Below are 21,004 nucleotides of genomic sequence, written 5' to 3'. Positions count from 1 at the left end.
GCGTGCTTGCCTTGAGCAATTTCGCCGAGCCCTCTTTAAAATCCGTAAATTTAAAAGCGAAATTTGCGGATTTGCCTTAAATTTTACTCAAATTTGCCGATATGCTTTTAAATTTAAAGGCGCGGCGATGGATGTAAAAATAAACATAAATTTAAGCTCAAATTTGATGAATTTCGGCAAGAACGACTTTGCGGTCGCAGGCGGGGCAAATTTAAACGCGGGTCCGCTAAGTTTAAAAAGCGAAAATTTGCAAAGCGGCGATAGAGGTGATATCTTGCGCGGTGCATCAAATCCGGCCGGCGGCGCAAACGAGAGCGAAAGCAGCGCCGATATCCTAAAAAAGCAGCTTGAAAAACTGCAAAAACGGCTAAAAGAGCTTGAAGTCGCGATCAAGCAAGTAAAAGCCGGCAAAAATCCCTACGCAAAAGAGATGGCGGCTTCGCTTGAGGCGCAAAAGGGTGCCGTATTTGCGCAGATAATGCAAATAAGCGCGCGAATTTTGCAAATGCAAGCCGGAGGCAACAGTCAAATTTGACGCCTTAAATTTGCCGTTTGTAAAGTCAAATTTAAGTAGCGTAAATTTGCGTTTCAAATTTTAAAAACTCAAAAATCCTAAAACCTTTAAACTAAATTTATAAATTTAGAAAATATGGCGATTTTAGTCTTAAAATCTTAAAAACACAAAAACGCTTTGTTAAATTTATTTTTATGTATTTTATTTATTTTTAGTTTTTTCTCGCAAAAATATTACTAAAAATAATAAGATTTTTAATTAATTTTTTACAAAATAATAAATTTTAAATTTAAGTTGAAAAATTTCATATTTTAAAGCTATTTGATGACGGTAAAATCAAACTTTACTACGTTGTCAAATATACCAAAATATATCTTATATCAAGAAGAAGGCATAAAAGACGACGTCCCGATTAGGATAAACTAGCGACTTAACGTGCTTGCCGCGCTTTTGACTCTAAAAAACGGATCGATCGGCGAAGTTTTAAAAAGCGGATTTAGCGAGCGCGATTTTATGAAGTGGGCATGTGCGATGACGACATTTATGGCGTTGCCTGCATCAATGGCGCCGACGGTGGGCTAGAGCCGCCGAGCTGATGATACCCCTAATCTGCGATCTAAAAACGTTGCGACCTATGAGCTATTTTGCATGCTAACCCAGCTTTTTAGCGAGATTTACGAGTTAAAATTTGACGAGATCGCCGCTGATTTGCGCCCGCATTTTTTAAATTTGAAATTGGCGCGCCGATACGCTGCAAATTTCAGCTCAAAGATCACGCAAATTCGGCATTATCACGCGCATTTACTCTCGGTGATTTTAGAAAACGATCTGGACGCAAAGCGCGAGTATTCGGGCTTTTACTTTGACGGTACGAGATACGGCGCAGACGGGAGCGTCCGGGGCGGAGATATCCTAAAAGCGCGCGGCAAGGAGTGTGAGCGGGTTTGCAGATTTGACGAAATTTTACTGATCGGCGGCGAAGTTAGCGTGAAAATATCCGGCAGATCGCTTATGCCGCGATATTAAGATATGACCTAGAGCGCGAGGCGGAGGCGTTTTTGGCCAAATTTGAGCCCGCTAAGCTAAAAAATCTAAAAATCCTGCACGAAAAGCAAATAAGCTGCGTCAAAACCGGCTCGCCCGGGCGCATATTCGACGCGCTTGCGGCGGTGATCTTGAGGTTTGATAGCTCGGCTGCGAGGGCGAGGCGGATGAGCTTGGGGCGCTTTATGATGCAAATTTAGACAATTTGAAATCGGGAGTGATAAAATTTTTTTTAAAAAAGCCTTCAAAAGAGTTTTAAAAGATGATGCAAAAACGGCTGCGACGGGCTTAAAAAGAGCTTGCAAAGCTCGTAGCGGACATAGCTTACGCGCAAGATCGCGACGTTTTGCTCGCGGGCGGAGTTTTTCAAAATAAGACCCTGCTTGAAAATGTAATTCTAATTCTTAAGCAAAAAAGTAAGAAATATTACATAAATAAATATTTTTCTGCAAACGATTCTTCTATCGCAATCGGCCAAATCGCATTTGCGTTAATATATATTAAAGTTTTCTGATGTATAATAGGTAATAATTTCTTTAAGGAGACGATAGTGGAAAACATCATAAGATTTAGCGTATCGTTGCCAAAACAGTTGTTAGACGAACTTGACAGCAAGATAAGCGCTCAAGGCTATGCTTCAAGAAGCGAATTTACTCGCGATCTGATTAGGGAAAAAATCGTAAATGACAGCTGGAAGGACGCGGAGGAGGAACTCATCGGCGTTTTGACACTTGTCTATCTGCATCACCAAAACGATCTCGTCGTAAAAATGATAGACATCGAACATAAGGCAAACTTAAATATCGTTTGCACGACCCACATCCACATAGATCACAACAATTGCCTAGAGACTCTGATACTGCGCGGAAAAGCCGGAATCATCGAGAAATTTTCAGAAAAAATAGGCGGACTAAAAGGCGTGAAATTTTCAAAGCTCACTAAAGCCGCCGTCCCGCGCTCGTAATCCTTAAAACGCGAGTAAAACTGATAAATTTTATCAAATTTGCCTGTAAAATTTCGTTTCGTTTTATAAGGTATTTAGGCCTTTAATGATAAAATCTCTTAAAATTGTTATTTTACTCAAGGCTAAAATTTGAAACATATTTTTTAAAAATTTCGTCCAAAACGAGGCGAGTTCGGGCATCTTGCTCATACTTGCCGCGATTTTTGCGATGATATTTCAAAACGGCTTTTTGAGCGAATTTTACAACTCTTTTTTACGCATAAATATGGGCGTGGTTTTCGGCGAATTCGGCCTGCAAAAGCCGCTTATTTTATGGGTGAACGACGGGCTCATAGCGGTTTTTTTCTTTCTTTTAGGACTTGAGCTAAAGCGCGAGATAGCGGGGGCGAGATGCGAAATCCCGCTCAGATCGTGCTACCTGTCGTGGGTGCGGCCGGCGGCATCGTCATGCCCGCGCTCGTTTTTTACGCGTTTAACCACGCCGATGCTTTCGCGCTAAAAAGCTGGGCGATTCCGACTGCGACGGACACGGCGTTTGCTCTAGGTATCATAATGATTTTGGCAAAAGAGTGCCGGCGAGTCTAAAAATTTTCCTCGTGACGCCCTCTATCATCGATGACGTTTGCGCAATTTTGATAATGGCGATATTTTACAGCGGCCACCTCTCGGCGATGTCGTTTATGGTTGCTGCAGCGGCTACTTTAGGGCTTTTGGCTTTAAATTTAGCCGGTGTAAATAAAAAAGCCTGCTACGTGATTTTGGGCATTATTCTTTGGGTGAGCGTGCTAAAATCGGGCGTGCATGCGACGCTAACGGGAGTCGTGGCGGCATTTTTCATACCGCTTAAGGCAAAGAGAGCGAGGGCTCGATGCCAAAGCAGATCGAGCACGACCTGCACGGCTACGTAGCCTTTTTCGTGCTGCCGGTGTTTGCCTTCGTAAATGCCGGCATCTCGCTAAAAGGCATCGGGCTGGAGCAGATTTTCCACCCCGTGTCGCTAGGCGTCATACTGGGGCTGTTTGCGGGCAAGCAGCTAGGGGTGTTTGGATTTTGCTTTCTTGCGATAAAATTTAAGCTAGCAAAGCTACCGAAATACTGCAACCCGGCTCAGTTTTACGGCCTTTGCTTGCTTACGGGTACCATCTTTACGATGAGTCTTTTTATAAATTCGCTCTCATATCACGACACCTACGAGTTCGCGTACGCCGATAAGCTCGCGGTGCTAATCGCGTCGCTGATCTCGGGCGTGACGGGCTATGCGGTGCTCTACTGGGCCGGGCGACACAGGATAATGAAATGCGTGGAGTAGAAAAATGATGATATTTCATAAAAATTTTCTCGCAGACGAGCTTGCGAAGTGGCGAGAAGAAGGGCTGATAAGCGACGAGGCGGCACGCAAGATAGCGGCTAGATACGATATAGATTTATCGGGCGCAAACGAGCGGCGAAGCTTTATACTAAAGCTCGTAGCGTATCTGTTTTTGGCGCTTTCTCTATTTACTTTGGTCGGCGCAAACTGGGAGGAGCTGCCGCGCGCCGTGAGGCTAATCATCGTGCTTGGCATACTGGCGGCGGTAAATTTTAGCGGAGTTTTGGCGCAGAAAAACGGCAAAGAGACGCAGGCTACGACGCTGTTTTTTCTGGGTAACTTTTGCTACGGCGCGGCGATCGTTTTAGTCGCGCAAATTTACCATCTAGGCGAGCATATGCCAAGCGGCGTGCTGCTGTGGGCGGTGGGAGCTTTGGCGCTTGGGCTTGCGACGCGTAAATCCATCATCACGCTACAGGCTCTTGTTTTGGGGCTTGTTTGGTTTTTGATGGAGTTTGAGTTTAGCGGCGTTTCGCACGGATTTTTGTTATTTATAGTGGCCTGCGCGGCGGTGCTTTGGCGCGACGATTCGCGGCTGCTGACGGGCGCGCTTTTTGCGAGCGTGTTTGCTTATATCGTCTCTTTCGTGCTTTACGAGAGGTATTTTCTAGCTGATTTGCGCGTGGACGACGCGTTCTACGGCGTTCATTTTTTTGCTCTTAGCTACTGCTTGCTCGCGGTTTGCGCTTCGTTTTTATTTGAGAGGGCGGGTAAATTTGAACTCGCTTTTTATCTCAAAACCGTCGGCATCGTCTGCGGCGCGGGTATCTTGTGCTTTGATATGTCGCTTTACGAGGACTTGCATTTTTCGCGTCCGTGGCCTTATGGCGCCCAGAACTACGAAAATGTTTTAAACGGCGTTACATTTTTAAAAAGCGTGTTTGGAGCGTTGTTTATGGCTTTTTGCGCGGCCTCTTTGGGACTTGCGTTTTACTTTAAAAAGTACGCCGCCGCAATAGTCGGAGCGCTTTTGGTTGCGCTGCCGTTTATCTTAGACGCGTTTGCGGGCTACGAGGAGGGCGTGTTTTCGCTCATCGGCGTTTGCGTCGCGGTCGCTCTTATCAAGCAAAATAATATGAAATTCGGCATAGCGCTTATCTTTTGGGTGGCGTTCGTGCGATATGTGGATCTAGTGGGCGATTACGTCAGTGCTAGCGCGCTATTTTTGGTATTTGCGCTGGTGGTGCTCGGCGTGTCTAAGATCTCTAAAAAAAGGAGCGCAAGATGAAACTAAAGCTGATTTTTACCGCGGCGGTATTTCAAATTTTGGCCGTGATAGCGATGCTTGCGTATGCGTATGCGCCGATATATTTTGGTAAAGATATCTTGATACGAACTACGGTTTACGATCCGCGCGATATGTTTCGTGGCGACTACGTGCGCCTTAGCTACGGCTTTGCCGGCATTTACGAGTTGGATAAACGGGGCTTAAATTTAAGCAAAAGACGGCAGCTGCACGGCACTGAAATTTACGCCGTTTTAAAGCAAGATAAAGACGGCAAGTATAAATTTGACAGATATAGCTTTGAGCGGCCTAACGGCGGGACGTTTTTAGCGGGTAGGGTTGATTACAATACCGCGAAATTCGGTATCGAAGCCTTTTTTATGCCGCCAAAAAAGGCGCGGCAAATGGAGCGAGATATGATGGAGTTTAACGCCACGGCCGTCATCAGCGTGATGGATAACGGCAAAGCTCGCATCAAAGATATCGTGATAGAAAAGCCAAATGCGGGCGAGTCCGGCGGGCGTTAAATTTATCGGCGGTCAAAGGGGCTAAATTTGACGATCTTGATTTGGGCTCAAATTTAGCCTGAGTCGTCAAATTTAATTCGGCTCAAATTTGAGTCAAATTGACGCGACCTAAATTTGCGATCAAATATAATCCGACGTGCCGCCCAGAGCTTGAAAATCTAATAATTAAAGCGGGATTTTAACATCTAAGAGTTTGATTATTCCCAAAAAATCGCCAAGAAGAAACAAGTATGTGAAGATTACGTATGCTCGCCAAATGCTCACGATCACGCCCATACTTACGCGGACGGCGCGACCCGCTCGCATGCTAACGATCACGGCGGACGCGCGGCAGGCAAATATAACGGCGATAAATTTGACGCCAAAAACGCCGCCGTAAAATCCAAAATCGCAAACGACGAGGAGGGCGGTTTCGCCTCTAAAAATTTAACCCGCAGACTAGCTGCGCAGACGCTTGCGGCTCGTTAAATTTACTCAAATATCAAAAACGGCGCTTCGAGCACGTTTCTGATTATCTTAAACGGCGAGAGCAGCGCGTCTTTTAGGATTTGCGTCGAGTACTGCGGCTTTTGCAGCGTTCCGCGCACTTTGATGACGGTCGAGAGAGTGCGGTCTTTGCCCAGCACGATCTGATTTACGAGCGGGATCTTGCCGATGATGGAGCTGGCGTCCTTTAGCAGTTTTAGCTCCAGATCCACGTCGATCTCTTTGGTTGCGAGATTTATCGTGCCGTGGCCGCCGATATCCGCGCTTGAGCTCTCTAGCTCGATGGCTAGGAATTTTAAAATTTCTCCCTTTTTCTCAAACAAAATTTTGCCGAATTTCACCGGATAGCCGTCCGCGCCGAAGTCAGGCGTCTTAAACACGAGCAGGGAGGGCACGGAGTTTAAAAACGTGAGAAGCTGATTGTAAAACGTGTAGTCTTTTAACGTGGCGCCGATCAGCCTTACTTCGCCCTTAAAATCATCGGTGCTGCCGCCTAAAACGCGCATTTTAAAGCTGCCGCCCTCAAAGCTTTTGATGTTAAAAATCGAGTTGATAAACTCGCCTCTGATGTCGTTTGCCGACATTTCAAATTTTTTGTCCGATTTTATGAGCGAAAAGTTGCCGCGAGCGGGCTTGGCGTCAAATCTCACCGTCCCGCCCGTGCTCTGGCCGCTATAAGCTAGCAGGTCCAGAGTCGCGTTAAAATCTTTTAAAATCAGCTTTGAGTCCTTGGCCTCAAACTCGATGTCATTTTCCCTGTCGGTTAGATTTTCGTCGCCGTTAAGCGCCAGATCAAGCTCGTTTATAAAAAGCTCCGTTTTGCCGCCCGAGATTTTGAAATTTAACTCGCCGCTTTTGCTCTTGCCGGTTGCGCCCTTGGCGTTTACGTCGATCACAAAGCTATCGGCACCATATGGCGAGCCGTCTTTTTTAAACAGCGGAGTTTCAAATTTAACGTCGTTAGCTTCGATGCTAAGATTTTCAAAATCTTTGGTTTTTATATTTACGCCGCCTTCAGAGATTTGTAGGCTTTTTAGCAGCGGCGAGTAGGGCAGTAGGCTCTTTACACCCGGCAAATTTATCTCGTTTTGCGCGCCGAATTTTAAACCCAGCGCGGCGGGCGAAGCGATGTCTAGTTTCGTATCCTTGCCGCTAAAATCAAGCTTAGCCGCAAACGGCACCGTGCCCAACTTTAAAATTTCGTTTTTGCCGAAGGTCAAATTTAGTTTATTTATCGTGCCGTTTATGTCGCCTGCGAGCTTGTCCAGATCAAGATTTACCGCCGCATCCGCGCTAAAAAAATCCATCCCCGTATTTTTCGCGCTTATTTTTAGCTTTTTACTCGCCAGCTCCACATCGGCGGTTCCTACGTTAAATTTCGCCCCCGCGATCAGAGTCTGCCCGCCGTTAATCTTAAATTTGCCTTTTGCGGTCACGTCAAGCGGATCAAATTTGATATCAAGCGCGAGTTTGCCGTCCGTTTTACCGCTTAGCTGCTTTATCGGAACCTCGATGTCGTAGGCTTTTAGTATGGAGTTTATGCTTTTGTCGTAGATGGCCGAGGTTTGCAGATTTAGCGTGAGCCCCGCGCCTTTTTCCTCGAAAATTTTATAGATTTCAAGATTTGTTCCGTTTAGATTCTTGCCCTGCCATTTCGGGTTTTTTAGCGTGAAAAATAGCGAGCCCTTTTTTAGCTCGACATCGACTGCTTCGGCGGTCGCGGCGGGTAGCTTTTCGTGAAATTTAACTTTTACGTTCTTAGAAAAACCCTGCGCGCTAAGCTCGTTTAGATATGGCTCCTGCGAGCCTAGGTTAAATTTACCCCGAAGCGATTTTACGAAGTAGTTATCCGCCGTGATATAGCCGTAGATCCAGCTTTTTATCTCTTTATCCAGCCCCGTTTTTGCGCCCAGCTCGTCCATAAAGCCCCTTAGGCTGGTCGCGTTTATGTCGCTTAGCTCGTATTTTAGCTCGCCTTTTTTGAGATTTACGGTAGCGTTTCCGTTTAGCTCGTGGCTTGAAAACGTGCCGTTAAAATCGTAAATTTGACGCCTCAAATCAGCCTTGCTAACGCCGCTTAAAGAGACGTTAAAGTCCTTAAACTCGAGCCAATAAACGTTCGCCGTTACGCCGTCGTCGGTGTCTTTAAAATTTGAGCTAACCGCTAAAAACGGGCTATCCAGATAAAAAACGTCGTCTTTATAAAAAAGCATCGACTCGCTGTTTAAAAATTTGACGCGCTCGAGTAAAATTTCGTCAAACAGCCTATCGATCCAGACGATGTTTTTGGAAAGATCTAGCAGCGCGGCCTCGGAGCTATCCTTGGCGCTTTGTTTAGGTATCTCTATATTTTGCGCGCGTAAAATTAATTTTTTATCGAGTTTTATATATAATTGCTCTATTTTAAAGTCGCCCGCGTCGATATTTTCTATCTTGACGCCGTGCTTTAGGACGGCTATAAATATGACGAATATCAAAACCGCGGGGATCAAAATGCGCCAAATTTTCTTCATTATCAGCGAGATGATTTTCATATTTTTTCTGAGCTTTCTTGTTTATCTTAGCTGCCCGGTGAGCGTGAGCGAGGTCATTTTCGTGCCTCAGGGCAGCACGCTTGGGATTATATCATATCTAAGCGAAAAAAATACGGACGCGAATAAAATAGATGCCGTGATCTTGCGCGTTATGGGGCACGTGCAAGCAGGCTGGATAGACCTGGGTGCGGCAAAGCTTAGCAAGCTTGATTTTTTATATAAACTCACGACCGCAAAGGCTGCTCTAACGCAGATAACGCTGATTCCGGGCGAAACGACGGCCGTATTTTTGCAAGAGGTCGCAAAAAAGCTAAATTTGAGCGAGGCCAAGCTAAATGAATTTTACTCCAAATTTGCTCCGCTAGAGGACGGCTTTTTGGTACCCGAAACCTACAAAGTACCGCTTGGCATAAACGAAGAGCAGCTAGCGGCGCATCTGGTAAATTTATCTAAAAAATCCCATGAAAAAACGGCGACTGAGCTACTCGGTAACTACGACGAAAAGCGCTGGAGCGAGTATCTCGTGACGGCCTCGGTCGTACAAAAAGAGGCTGCGAACGAGGATGAGATGCCCCTCGTCGCATCCGTCATCCAAAACCGCCTAAAAAAAGGCATGAAGCTGCAAATGGACGGCACGCTAAACTACGGGCTCCACTCGCACGAGACGGTTACGGCCGAGCGCATACGAAGCGATAAAAGCAAATTTAACACCTATCTAAACGAAGGTCTGCCGCCAAGCCCAGTCTGCACCGTGGGTCTAGCGGCGATACGTGCGGCGATAAGACCTGCGCAGAGCGAGTTTTTGTACTTTGTGCGAGATAAAAAGACGGGCAAGCATAAATTTAGCGCGACGTACGAGGAGCACGTGGGCGCGATAAACTCTCAAAAATAACGAGCCAAAAGGCGTTTTAATATAAATTTGGATAAGATTTTGCGAAATTTAACTAGGAGGAAAGATGAGCGACATCGTCTATACTAGAACCGACGAATCCCCGCTGTTTGCTAGCTACTCGTTGTTTCCGATCTTGCAGGCGTTTTTGCGCGCGGGCGGTATAGAGATAGCCCAGGCCGACATTGGGCTAGCCGCGCGGATCATCGCCGCTTTTAACGACAAGCTGCCGCCTGATCTGCGAGTGAACGACGACCTTGAGATGCTGCGAAATTTGACGCAAGAAAAGCGCGCGAATATAATCAAACTACCAAATATCTCTGCAAGCTTGCCTCAGCTAAACGCTGCCATCGCCGAGCTTCGCGCTAAGGGCTACGATCTACCCCCGTACCCCTCAGATCCAAAAACGCCGGAGGAAAAAGACGCGGCCGCCAGATACGCCAAAGTGCTAGGAAGCGCTGTAAATCCGGTGCTGCGCGAGGGTAACTCCGACCGCAGATGCGTCGGTGCGGTAAAACGCTACGCCCGCGAAAACCCATATAAAATCACCCCTTTTGAAAAAGATAGCAAAACCGAAGTCGCCTATATGAAAGGCGGAGATTTTTACTCCTCCGAGCGTTCGATTAGCTTTGAAACGGATGAAAATTTACGCGTCGAATTTATCTCAAAAAGCGGCGAAAAACGCGTGCTAAAAGAAAATTTAGCGGTAGAAAAAGGCGATATAATCGACGCTAGTTTTATGAGCGCTAGTAAGCTAGACACCTTTATAAATGAGCAAATTGCGGACGCGAAAGCTAAAAATTTGCTCTTTAGCGTGCACTTAAAAGCCTCGATGATGAAGGTGAGCGATCCCGTGATTTTCGGGCATTTCGTGAAGATTTTTTTCTCGGAAGTTTTTGAGGAGTTCGCAGGCGAGCTAAAAAGCGTAAACGTAAGCGAAAACAACGGGCTAAAAGACATTTTTGCGCGGATTTTAAATTTACCTCAAGCTACGCAGGAAAAAATCAAAGCCAAATTTGAGGAAATTTACGCAAATAGGCCAAATTTAGCGATGGTAAATTCTGCCGCAGGCGTTACAAATTTACACGTGCCTAGCGACGTTATCATCGATGCTTCGATGCCCGCGATGATGAAAAACGGCGGCAAAATGTGGGACAAAGAGGGCATAGCCAGGGAAACCAAAGCCGTGATACCCGATAAAACCTACGCCGTGGTTTATGAAGCAGCGATCGCGGATATCAAGGCAAACGGCGCGCTAGATCCTGCTAAAATCGGCAGCGTCTCAAACGTCGGACTGATGGCTAAAAAGGCCGAGGAGTACGGCAGCCACGATAAGACCTTCGTGATGAGCGAAGCGGGCGAGGCGCGCGTGCTAAATGCAAAAGATGAAATTTTATTTAAATTTGAGTTAGAAAAAGGCGATATATTTAGGATGACGCAGGCTAAAGACGTCGCCGTGCGAAACTGGGTCGAGCTAGCGCTCAAACGCGCGAAAATCACGGGACAAAAGGCGATATTTTGGCTGGATGAAAACAGGGCTCACGACCGAGAAATCCTAAAAAAAGTAAGAGCGCAGCTAGATAGTGCGGATACCGACGGGCTTGATATAGAGATATTGTCTCCCGCGGTCGCTTGCAAAAAGTCGCTTGAGATCATGAGGCGCGGCGAGGACTGCATCAGCGTCACGGGCAACGTCCTGCGCGACTATCTGACCGATCTTTTCCCGATCTTGGAGCTTGAAACCAGCGCCAAGATGCTTTCTATCGTACCCCTACTGGAGGGCGGAAGTATCTTTGAGACGGGAGCGGGAGGCAGCGCACCTAGGCTCGCCGAACAGCTGCTGGAGCAAAATCACCTAAGCTGGGATAGCCTGGGCGAGTTTTTGGCTCTGGGCGCTAGTCTCGAGCAGTTAGCTAGCTTTAAGCAAAGCCCTGAGGCGCAAATTTTAGCTGACGCGCTAAATGCGGCCGCCCAGCGCTATCTAAAAGAAAACAAGGTCCCGCGGTTTGAGGTCGGGCAGCTAGATACGCGCACGAGCCATTTTTATATCGCGCTTTACTGGGCGAGCGAGCTTGCCGCTAGCGGTACGCAGCTGGGCGATAAATTTAAACTCGTCGCCCAAAATCTCGCGCAAAACGAGAGCGCGATAGTGGCCCAAATAAATGCGGCGCAAGGACGAAAGGTCGATATCGGCGGATACTATAAGCCGGATGATAAAAAGGCGAGCGCGGCGATGAGGCCGAGCGCGACGTTTAATCAAATTTTGCAAAATCAAATTTTATAAAAAAGGAAAAAAATGAAAATTTCAGTTATCGGAGCCGGAAACGTAGGCGCAAGCGCGGCTAGCGCTATTTTGCTAAGAGGCATAGCAGACGATATCGCGCTAGTGGATATTTTCGGCGACGTGGCGCGCGCAAAGGCGATCGACCTATCTCAGAGTGCGGCGGTTTTCGGCCTGGATGCGAGCGTCGCGGGCGGTGATGATTTTGAGCTGATCGCGGATAGCGACATCGTGGTCGTGACCGCCGGAAGTCCTAGAAAAGAGGGGCAGACTAGAGAGGATTTGCTGCTAAAAAACGCAGGCATCGTAAAAGGCACGGTGGAGAAAATAGCTAAATTTGCCCCAAACTGCGTCATCATAAACGTAACAAACCCGCTCGATGCGCTCACGTATCTAGTCTATAAAACTAGTGGTTTTGATAAAAACAGGGTGCTAGGGATGGCTGGCGAACTAGACTCTGCGCGCCTAAAATACGAGATCTCTCAAAAAACCGGACTAAAAAACAGCGCATTTAGCGCGCACATAATAGGCTCTCACAACGACGATATGGTGGCGCTTCAAAGTAACGTGAGCGTGGATCTGGGCGGCGAATTTGACGCGGTAGCGCAGGAGGCTAAAACTGGCGGCGCGAAGATCGTTAAGCTGCTTGGCACGTCGGCGTATTACGCTCCGGGCGCGGCTGCGGCCAAGATGTGCGAGGCGATAAAAACGGATAGCGAGCAGTGGCTAAGCTGCTGCGTGATAGAGGGTGAGTGCGCGGGCGGTAGGCTGGTTAGGCTCGGCAAAAACGGCGTTCGCGAGATAAGAGAGCCAAGCGCGGAGGAAAAAGCAGCACTTGAAAAAGGCGAATCGCAAACGGCTGTAAATATCAAATTTTTAAAAGAGAGCGGGGTAATCGCGTAGCAAGGAAATTTGGCATATTTTGTCACCGATGGGCAAATTTACTTTATATCGAAATTTTTTGATTTACGGTAAAACGGCGAAATTTGATTTCAATTTGCGTCGTCGTTACCGTAAAATTTGCCTGTTCGGTGCATCGTAGATTTTGGGCGCGACGGTTAAAATTTTTATTTGGCTCAATTAAACTTAATCGGATTTTTAGCTGCGACTTGCGTTGCTACTTACAAGACCTCTTATCAATTTCAACAGTTTCTGATATAAGTTTTCCTGTGTAGTTTTAGTATTATATCTAAACTCTACTTCGCTACACTCGTAGCCTTTCAGGAGGCAGTAGCAACGCAAGTCGTAGTTCTTGTGTTTAGCTTCACTTCGTTTGCTAGTGATAGGACGCGCTCTCTTTGAGAAAAAGTTTTCTATACCGTTGATATGATTTTTACCGTTAATAAGGCTTCGCTCGTTACTTTTCAAGAACATAGTACCCATCGTAACTTACTGCTCCTTTGCATAAGCTTAAGTTAAAGAGAGCCATTTTTTTTTAGCAAACCGTAAAAGTTTCGGCAACCAAGCATAAGGTTTGCCGCCCGGTCGCTGCGTCTTTAAAATTTTTAAAAAAGTCGAATTTTAGTCGTCACGGTAGTTGATTTTATATCTCGCTTACGATTTTTAAAAACGCGAGTTTCTATGATCCGTCGCCGCTTTTGCGCAAATTTTAAAATCCGACGGCGTAAATTTGACGGTTTGTTATGATGCATACGCGGGCGAAAATTCGGCTATCGAATTTTAGACGGCATTATAGCCTTGCCGATGAATCTTTTCTAAATTTTACTTTGCTTTCCGCACTTTACGCCGAATTTACCGTGGTCGCCATCTAATTAGCTTGATTTTACAAGTGCTAAATTTCATGGTTTTATAAAATTTTCAAATTTATCCGCAAAGCCGCCAAATTTAAAAAAGCTAAGATCAAATTTGCAAGCCTGTGTCAAATTTTCTCGCAAAAATCTCTTAAAAAATAAAAATTTTCCTTTAGTGTGTATTTTAAAAGCTAAATTTAACTAAATTGCTATAAAATTATCGTTATGAGTTAAATTTGATAAGGAAAAATATGCTGATACGAAACGACGTTCCCGTTTGGGTCGATATCTCGCGCTGTAAGGCATGCGATATCTGCGTGAGCTGCTGTCCTGCGGGCGTGCTGGCGATGGCCGTAGAGCCGCGCGCGGTGCTAGGTAAAACGATCGAAGTGGTGTATCCGGAGGCCTGTATCGGGTGCAGAGAGTGCGAGCTGCACTGCCCGGATTTTGCTATTTACGTGGCGGAGAAGGGGTTTAAATTCGCCAAACTGACCGCCGAGAGTAAAGAGCGCGCTACCGCCGTAAAAGAGAATAAATTTGAAAAATTAGAGGCGGAGCAATGAGCGAATTTTTAAATAATAACGGCGATAAAAGAGAAATCATCGCTAGCGGCAACGAGCTAGTCGCGCTTGCGGCGGTGGAGTGCGGGTGTAACTTTTTCGGCGGTTATCCGATCACGCCAAGCAGCGAGATCGCGCACGAACTAAGCGTCTTGCTGCCAAAGCACGGCGGTAAATTTATCCAGATGGAGGACGAGATCGCGGGCATCTCGGTAGCTCTTGGAGCCTCGATGAGCGGGGCAAAGGCGATGACCGCAAGCTCGGGCCCAGGCATCTCGCTAAAGGCCGAGCAGATCGGGCTTGGCTTTATCGCGGAGGTACCGCTAGTTATCGTAAACGTCATGCGCGGCGGGCCTAGTACGGGGCTGCCTACCCGCGTAGCGCAGGGTGATCTCCTGCAGGCAAAAAACCCGACTCATGGCGACGTAAACAGCATCGTTATCGCGCCATCTAGCCTAGAGGAGTGCTATACGCAGACCGTTCGCGCGTTTAATCTCGCCGAGAGGTTCATGACGCCCGTGTTTTTGCTACTGGATGAGACGATCGGGCACATGCACGCAAAGGCCGTGTTGCCACAGACTAGCGAGCTAGAGATCTACTCGCGCAGACAGTTTAGCGGCGATCCGGCGGACTACCGCCCGTACAGGGCCGCGGCGGACGAGCCTGCCGTGCTAAATAAATTTTTCGGCGGTTACCGCTATCACGTCACGGGCCTGCATCACGGCGAGACGGGATTTCCGACCGAGGACGGCGCGGTCGTGGACTACAACATCAAGCGCCTTTTTAACAAAATAAACGCGCACGCGCACGAGATCGAGCTTTACGAGGAGTTTATGCTAGATGACGCGAAGATTTGCATTATCGCGTTTGGCTCCGTGGCTCGCGCGGCAAAGGAAGCGGTGCTAAATTTACGCGAAAAAGGCGTGAAAGTAGGGCTTTTTAAGCCTATCACGCTATTTCCGACGCCAAGTGCGAAACTACGAGAAATATCGGCTAAATTTAGCAAAATCTTAATCTGCGAGTTAAATTTAGGCCAGTATACGGGCGAGATAATCAAAGCCACGCTAAGAGAGGACTTTAAGACGCTGCTAAAAGCCAACGGCCGCCCGATCAGCCCGCAAGAAATAGCGCAAAAAATAGGAGAATTTGATGGCATTTAACTACGATGATTATCTACGCACGGACAAAACGCCGACTCTGTGGTGCTGGGGCTGCGGCGACGGCGTGATACTAAAGGCGCTAATCCGCGCAATCCATAAGCTAGGTTGGGATATGAACGACGTTTGCGTGGTCTCTGGTATCGGTTGCTCGGGACGCTTTAGCTCCTACATCAACTGCAACACCGTCCACACGACGCACGGGCGTGCTATCGCCTATGCTACGGGTATCAAGCTTGCAAACCCGGATAAACACGTCATCGTAGTAACCGGCGACGGCGACGGGCTAGCGATAGGCGGCAATCACACGATCCACGGATGCCGTAGAAATATAGATTTAAACCACGTTTTGATAAATAACTTCATCTACGGGCTAACAAACTCCCAAACCAGCCCGACCACGCCGATAGGATTTTGGACGGTGACGGCGCAGCAGGGCAACATCGATCCGAATTTTGACGCGTGCAAGCTCGCAACCGCCGCAGGAGCGACCTTCGTAGCGCGCAGTAGCGTGATAGAGCCCGCAAAGCTGGAAAAGATATTTGCCGAGGGCTTTGAGCATGACGGATACAGCTTTTTTGACGTATTTTCAAACTGTCACATAAATCTGGGCCGCAAAAACAAGATGGGGCAGGCTACGCAGATGCTAGAGTGGATCGACGGCCGCACGACTAGCAAGGCTAAATTTGACGCGATGAGCGAGGAGGAGCGAGAGGGTAAATTTCCTCTGGGAGTGCTGCACAAAGACGAGTCGCGCATAGAGTACACCAAGGCTTACGACATGGTGATAAAAGCCGCCAGAGACGGCGAGGAAATCGACTTTGGAGCGCTAAAATGAAAAGGCAGTTAAGATTCGTCGGAGTGGGCGGCCAGGGCGTGATATTAGCGGGCGAAATTTTAGCCGCGGCCAAGATCGAGGAGGGCGGATACGGCATCAAGGCCTCGACCTATACCTCGCAGGTGCGCGGAGGACCGACGAAGGTCGATATTATCCTCGATGAGCGCGAGATCTTCTATCCCTATGCAAACGAGGGCGAGATCGAGTTTATGCTTGCTACCGCACAGGTTAGCTTCGAGCAGTTTAAAGAGGGCGTAAAAGATGGCGGCATCATCGTCGTCGAGCCAAATTTGGTGCGAGCTAGCGACGAGGATAAAAAACGGTGGAAAATCTACGAAATACCGATCATCTCCATCGCTAAAGACGAAGTGGGCAACGTCATAACCCAAAGCGTCGTCGCGCTCGCCGTCGCCGTGCGGATGAGCGGCTGCCTGGATGTCGGGCTCGTAAAACGCGTGATGCTCTCAAAAGTGCCTAAAAAAGTTTACGGCGAAAATGAAAAAGCCTATGAGCTGGGGCTTAAATACGCCAAAATTTGCTAACAAAATATGACGTAAAAGTGCGATTTTAATAAGATAGATTAAGTATTATTTCGTTATAATCGCGCTGTTAATTTATTTAAATTTAAGGAGAAAAAATGAGTATCGGGATTTTTTACGCGAGTGCGAAAGGCCACACCAAGGCTGCGTGCGAGTATCTAGCCGGTAAGGTGAGCGGCGCGCAGCTAATCGACGTCAAGGACGCCAAGGCGGCGGAGGATTTTGCCAAATTTGACGTCATAATAGTAGCCGCGCCAAGCTACGGCGACGGCGAACTGCAGGCGGACTGGGTGGAGAAACTGCCGCTTTTAAAAGCCGGCTGCAAAGGCAAAAAAGCGGCGATCCTAGCCGTCGGCAATCAAGCCAACCACCCGCAGACGCTTTTTAGCGGTGCGGTGGATTTTCTGCCGTATCTAAAAGATGCGCAAATTTTCGGCGCTAGCGACGTGGACGGATATAAATTTAACCACTCCGCGTTTTTTATTAACGGCAAATTTATCGGCCTAGCGCTTGACGTTAAAGGCGATGAAAATTACTCAAAACGCATCGACAAGTGGGTCGAGGAAAACAAGCCTATTTTATTCTAAATTTTACTTCTTGCCGCTTCGCTCGTTGAATTCGGGCGGGGCGGACGATTTTTATTCTACATTACGGCGCAAAATTTGGCGCGCTACCTTTTTAAATACGACGATTGCTAAAATTTACCACTATTGTTTGATTAAAATTTGGATAAATTTAAGTTACGCAAACCAATATATTTTTCGTATTTCTAACGGCTAATTTAAAATTTGAGTCTTAGTTCTTAGAAGCTTGTAAATTTAAAAAAGAGAAAAGGGGCTAAATTTAGCCCCAATAAATTTACTAAATTTAGCCTAGCAGCGTCGTATATCCGCTATCTACGTCGCTAAAGCCGGTGCCATAGCCTACGCCTGCGATTTTGACTAAGGTATCGCTACCTTCTTGATAGCCCTCTACGCCGTCGGTGTTTAGTGCCAGATACGCGTCAAATTTATTTCCGCCTACATTTTGTAGGAAATAAGCGCCCTCGCCGTTTTTCAAATTTGCTAGATTTTTCGTCAAATTCGACGAGTCGGTGCCGTCTGCGGCCTTTGAGATTTTAGCGATATTTTCAGGCAGCTTTATCTTCTCGCCTTTTGATATCTGCGTTATCTTGTTGCCGGCTTCTATCGATATATTTTTGATGTCGGGATTTTGAGCGATAGTTTCCTTGATATCAAATTCCTCCTTGCTCAAAAACGATCCGCTTTTACCCTGCGCTTTTGATATGAGCTTGATTTTATTCGAGTTTATATTCTCATAAAATTTAAAGACCGTTTCGGTATTTCCCACGTTCGCCACTATTTTTGAGTTTAGAGCTTTGTCGGTTACGGTTGCGGTGCCGTTAAAGCTTTTGGTTATATCATTTAGCGGATTTAGATTCCAAGGTGTAGATAAATCCATTAAAAGAGGCGATTTCGTAGCTAGCAACGAAGCGTCGTTATCGGCGCTAACGTCAAATTTTACCGTTTTATTGGCGTATTGCGCGCTCGTTGCCGTAGCCGATTTTATCTGTTCGTTTTCGTAGGTTACGTCTATGGTTCTATCGTTTTGACAATACTTAGTGCCTTGCAGTACCTGTTTTATTAGCTTGTTTGTAGCGTCGTAGGTTTTGGTTACGGTTTGAATAACCCTGCCGCCTTCGTTATTGTCTAATGTTTTTTCAACTTCGACGTTTGGAGTGGATTTGTCTATCTCGTAGACTTTGGCTCTAGTTTGCCAGTTTGTTACGTTTAGCACTTTTCCGTTTTTATCGAAAAATACCCCATCGGCGAATTTAAATCCGCTATTTTCGTCTTGCTCTTTGTCAAAAACGATTCGATATGTTTTTTTAGCCGCCGTATCTTCGTATTCCCAGATTGTGGCTTTACCGCCTGCTACGTTTTTGGCTACGGCGTTTTCGAAGCTGGACGGATTAGGAACGGTAAAATCAGGCGTTGATTTCATATAGATTGAGGTCGCACCGTCTTTTATATTTGTAAAATAACTTCTGTATTCGACGTTTTTTATCTCTATTAAAGTATCGCTGCCTTTTTGGTACCCCTCTACGCCGTCGGTATTTAGCGCCATATAGGCGTTAAATTTATTATCTCCGACGTTTTGCAAGAAATACTGCGCCTTGCCGACCCCAAGCGTAGATAGCTTTTGCTCGATGTTTTCTAGATTTACGCCGTCTTGTGCTCTTGTTAGCTCGGTGATATTTGAAGGAAGCGTGATTTTATCTTTTGTATTATCCAGCACCGCCATCTTTGAGCCGCTTGTTAAGTGATCGGCATCGGCATTGATACTTATCTTTTTCAAATTTGCATTTTCTTGTAGCGTTTGAGCTATGTCGAAGTTATCGTGTCCATAGCCATTGACGGTATATGCGGCCTTTGATACTAGAGTCACATTATTTGACGACTTTCCATCGTATGCTCTATATACCACTTCGTCTTTTCCGATATCGGCGGTCCATTTCGTATTTAGCGCGCTATCGGTTACCGTGACTTTGCCTTTGTAATTGAAATTCGGATTGAGCGTGAATAAACGCTCGGGCGATTCTGCGTTTAGATACAGCTTGCCTTTGTAGTCCAGATTTTCGCTATCTTTGCTGACCTTGAAATTTATATCGGTATTTGCGTATTCGGGATCGGTTTTGCTAGCGTGGCTTAATTTGCCGTCCTCATAGGTCAGAGTGAGCTTTTCGCCGCCGGATCTTTCTAGGATTTTTTCTTCCAGTATGCCGTTTACGTCAAATTTATCTCTAGTGATATCGCCTGATTTCGAGGTGCTGGGAGTGTATTCTTCGGTTACTTTGTAGCCGTCTTTTTCGTAAATTTTATAAGCTGATATCTTGTAGTCCTTAATCATATCTTCGCCGTTATAAAATTTACCGTCCGGCATATCGACTTTTATATCGGAATTTTCAGGCTGAGCATGGTGTTTGCCAAATTCTATCTTATAAGTGATACCCGTAGTATCGTTTGTGTATTCCCAGGTAAGGGCTTTTCCGTCTTTTACGTCGATAGGCTTCATAGCTGCCTTGCCGGTTTGTTCGTAAACTTTATTGTCCTTATCATCCTGCGACACTATATCTTTTATAGCTTCGTATTTTGATTTTTCGATTTTTATTTTTGCATTATCGGAGCTATCTAAAATTTTGATTTTAGATAGATGTTTTTGTATATTATCAAGGTTCTTTGATATATTTTCCGACGTATCCTTTATGTCGAATTTCTTATCCGCATTCTCGGGTTTTGCGGCTTGTTGTAAAAACGTAGCTACATCGACCTCTTTATTCGGTTCAGGATTCGGTACCGGCGGTTGAGGAGGATTTGGGTTTGGTTCAGGCTGCGGATTTGGCGCAGGAGGAGTAGGAGGAGTAGGGTTATCGGGTGGAGTAGGGGTATCCGGAGTACTTGGATTATCTTCTTTAGGCAGTATCTGTTTTATCTCATCTTCACTCTTACCCGTTACTTGAGATAAAATCTTAACCTTATTGTTTTGTTTTGCGGATTCATCCAGTTTGGATTCGTCTACGGTTAAATTTCCTTTATTGTCTTGTATAACCTTTTTTATATCATTTGCTTTTAAAGTAGAGGATATATTGCTATTAATATCCGTAAAAGATTTTAAAGCGTTTTGTATGCTTGAGTTAGGAACGTTTTGTATGCTATCTGCTACCATATTTGAAGCAAGTACTTTATTTACTAAAAGATTGTGAGCCGCTTTAGTAGCTTCATCGGTACTGTTTGAGTATTTAGGATCAAGAGCTTCTTTAAGAAGCTGGCTTGCTATAAAACCTTTATTAGCTCCTTCTTTTAATTTATTTATCCAAAAGGCTTTACCCTCTTTATCTATACCCGCACCTTTACCCAGTACGTTTTCATAGATATGGTTTATAAACTTTTCGTCGGTATTTAAATTACCTCCGAAATACTCTTTTGCCGCACCGGTATTAAGCATAGCATTTGCGATATCCGCCATACTTAGGTTTTGAGTATTTGCGGCATTTAGCCAGAATTTATTTCCGGCGCCTTCACTGGCTCTACCAAACAGTGCTATATATAAAGCAGAGATATGGGACTGGGTTAGGGACATGGAAAATCCTTAAATGTTAGAATTTTTCAAATACGAGCACTAGGTATTTGAAATTTTATTATTATATATTACAAATATAAAAATAAAACTTATATTTTAACCAAATATAAAATAAAGAAAAGGTCAGGTTGTTAAAATTTTACAGATAATTAAAATTATATTATTTAAAAAATATTTAGCTTGCAA

Annotated in this window: 16 protein-coding genes and 3 pseudogenes; 16 read left to right on the top strand and 3 right to left on the bottom strand. The window is 45.8% G+C overall.

All coding sequences use genetic code 11. The features are described from left to right. Positions 1 to 127 precede the first annotated feature (127 nt). From CRECT_RS06240 to CRECT_RS06210, 8 genes and pseudogenes are all read left to right on the top strand, one after another. On the top strand, positions 128 to 535 hold the full coding sequence (locus CRECT_RS06240; protein WP_227932229.1) for a hypothetical protein: 408 nt from the start codon (positions 128 to 130) through the stop codon (positions 533 to 535). Between the two features lie 627 nt (positions 536 to 1,162). Beyond that, positions 1,163 to 1,758 (top strand): annotated as a pseudogene (locus CRECT_RS13215) (Kae1-like domain-containing protein). Positions 1,759 to 1,904: 146 nt separating this feature from the next. Then, positions 1,905 to 2,072: a Kae1-like domain-containing protein gene (locus CRECT_RS12600; protein ID WP_407643368.1), complete on the top strand. Its 168-nt coding sequence runs from the start codon at positions 1,905 to 1,907 to the stop codon at positions 2,070 to 2,072. A gap of 36 nt (positions 2,073 to 2,108) precedes the next feature. Next, positions 2,109 to 2,522: a nickel-responsive transcriptional regulator NikR gene (nikR, locus tag CRECT_RS06230; protein WP_002944845.1), complete on the top strand. Its 414-nt coding sequence runs from the start codon at positions 2,109 to 2,111 to the stop codon at positions 2,520 to 2,522. 136 nt (positions 2,523 to 2,658) lie between these two features. Continuing rightward, positions 2,659 to 3,831, top strand: a pseudogene (nhaA, locus tag CRECT_RS06225) (Na+/H+ antiporter NhaA). A gap of 4 nt (positions 3,832 to 3,835) precedes the next feature. Continuing rightward, a complete protein-coding gene (locus tag CRECT_RS06220; protein ID WP_002944787.1) occupies positions 3,836 to 5,119 on the top strand; it encodes a DUF2157 domain-containing protein in 1,284 nt (427 codons plus the stop codon). After that, a complete protein-coding gene (locus CRECT_RS06215) occupies positions 5,116 to 5,643 on the top strand; it encodes a GDYXXLXY domain-containing protein (protein WP_002944822.1) in 528 nt (175 codons plus the stop codon). Before CRECT_RS06220 ends, CRECT_RS06215 begins: the two co-directional genes overlap by 4 nt. 232 nt (positions 5,644 to 5,875) lie before the next feature. Further along, entirely contained in the window at positions 5,876 to 6,022 is a 147-nt protein-coding gene (locus tag CRECT_RS06210; RefSeq protein WP_157752384.1) for a hypothetical protein, read from the top strand. Between the two features lie 91 nt (positions 6,023 to 6,113). Here the strand turns inward: CRECT_RS06210 and CRECT_RS06205 are convergent, their stop codons facing one another. After that, the gene (locus tag CRECT_RS06205) at positions 6,114 to 8,663 is read right to left on the bottom strand and encodes a YhdP family protein (protein ID WP_002944839.1); all 2,550 of its coding nucleotides are present in this window, start codon (positions 8,661 to 8,663) and stop codon (positions 6,114 to 6,116) included. Between CRECT_RS06205 and mltG the strand changes: the two genes are divergently transcribed. From mltG to CRECT_RS06190, 3 genes are all read left to right on the top strand, one after another. Continuing rightward, entirely contained in the window at positions 8,593 to 9,555 is a 963-nt protein-coding gene (mltG, locus tag CRECT_RS06200) for an endolytic transglycosylase MltG (RefSeq protein ID WP_227932225.1), read from the top strand. The genes CRECT_RS06205 and mltG overlap by 71 nt on opposite strands. Positions 9,556 to 9,619: 64 nt before the next feature. Next, positions 9,620 to 11,836, top strand: a complete 2,217-nt coding sequence (locus CRECT_RS06195) for an NADP-dependent isocitrate dehydrogenase (RefSeq protein ID WP_002944776.1) — start codon at positions 9,620 to 9,622, stop codon at positions 11,834 to 11,836. A gap of 12 nt (positions 11,837 to 11,848) precedes the next feature. Continuing rightward, positions 11,849 to 12,736, top strand: a complete 888-nt coding sequence (locus tag CRECT_RS06190) for a lactate/malate family dehydrogenase (RefSeq protein WP_002944755.1) — start codon at positions 11,849 to 11,851, stop codon at positions 12,734 to 12,736. A gap of 195 nt (positions 12,737 to 12,931) precedes the next feature. Here CRECT_RS06190 and CRECT_RS12595 read toward each other — a convergent pair. Then, positions 12,932 to 13,201, bottom strand: a pseudogene (locus tag CRECT_RS12595) (hypothetical protein); the annotation flags it as partial. A gap of 634 nt (positions 13,202 to 13,835) precedes the next feature. Between CRECT_RS12595 and CRECT_RS06185 the strand changes: the two are divergent. The 5 genes from CRECT_RS06185 to CRECT_RS06165 all read left to right on the top strand — a co-directional run bounded on the left by CRECT_RS06185 (position 13,836) and on the right by CRECT_RS06165 (position 17,265). Next, positions 13,836 to 14,147 carry a 4Fe-4S dicluster domain-containing protein gene (locus CRECT_RS06185; RefSeq protein ID WP_002944842.1) on the top strand — a complete coding sequence of 104 codons (312 nt, stop codon included), beginning with the start codon at positions 13,836 to 13,838 and terminating at the stop codon, positions 14,145 to 14,147. After that, on the top strand, positions 14,144 to 15,304 hold the full coding sequence (locus CRECT_RS06180) for a 2-oxoglutarate synthase subunit alpha (RefSeq protein WP_002944754.1): 1,161 nt from the start codon (positions 14,144 to 14,146) through the stop codon (positions 15,302 to 15,304). Before CRECT_RS06185 ends, CRECT_RS06180 begins: the two co-directional genes overlap by 4 nt. Beyond that, a complete protein-coding gene (locus tag CRECT_RS06175) occupies positions 15,294 to 16,139 on the top strand; it encodes a 2-oxoglutarate ferredoxin oxidoreductase subunit beta (RefSeq protein WP_002944743.1) in 846 nt (281 codons plus the stop codon). Before CRECT_RS06180 ends, CRECT_RS06175 begins: the two co-directional genes overlap by 11 nt. Next, on the top strand, positions 16,136 to 16,681 hold the full coding sequence (locus CRECT_RS06170; protein WP_002944758.1) for a 2-oxoglutarate:acceptor oxidoreductase subunit OorC: 546 nt from the start codon (positions 16,136 to 16,138) through the stop codon (positions 16,679 to 16,681). The genes CRECT_RS06175 and CRECT_RS06170 overlap by 4 nt, the downstream gene beginning before the upstream one ends. A 95-nt stretch (positions 16,682 to 16,776) precedes the next feature. After that, on the top strand, positions 16,777 to 17,265 hold the full coding sequence (locus CRECT_RS06165) for a flavodoxin domain-containing protein (protein WP_002944737.1): 489 nt from the start codon (positions 16,777 to 16,779) through the stop codon (positions 17,263 to 17,265). 280 nt (positions 17,266 to 17,545) lie between these two features. Here CRECT_RS06165 and CRECT_RS06160 read toward each other — a convergent pair whose 3' ends face one another. Beyond that, positions 17,546 to 20,818 carry a DUF4214 domain-containing protein gene (locus tag CRECT_RS06160; protein ID WP_171992693.1) on the bottom strand — a complete coding sequence of 1,091 codons (3,273 nt, stop codon included), beginning with the start codon at positions 20,816 to 20,818 and terminating at the stop codon, positions 17,546 to 17,548. Positions 20,819 to 21,004: the final 186 nt, after the last annotated feature.

It is taken from the genome of Campylobacter rectus (assembly GCF_004803795.1).
GTDB classification, from domain to species: Bacteria; Campylobacterota; Campylobacteria; order Campylobacterales; family Campylobacteraceae; genus Campylobacter_A; species Campylobacter_A rectus.
The sequence above is the reverse complement of the archived record's forward strand: the minus strand, read 5'-3'. Positions and strand labels throughout refer to the sequence as shown.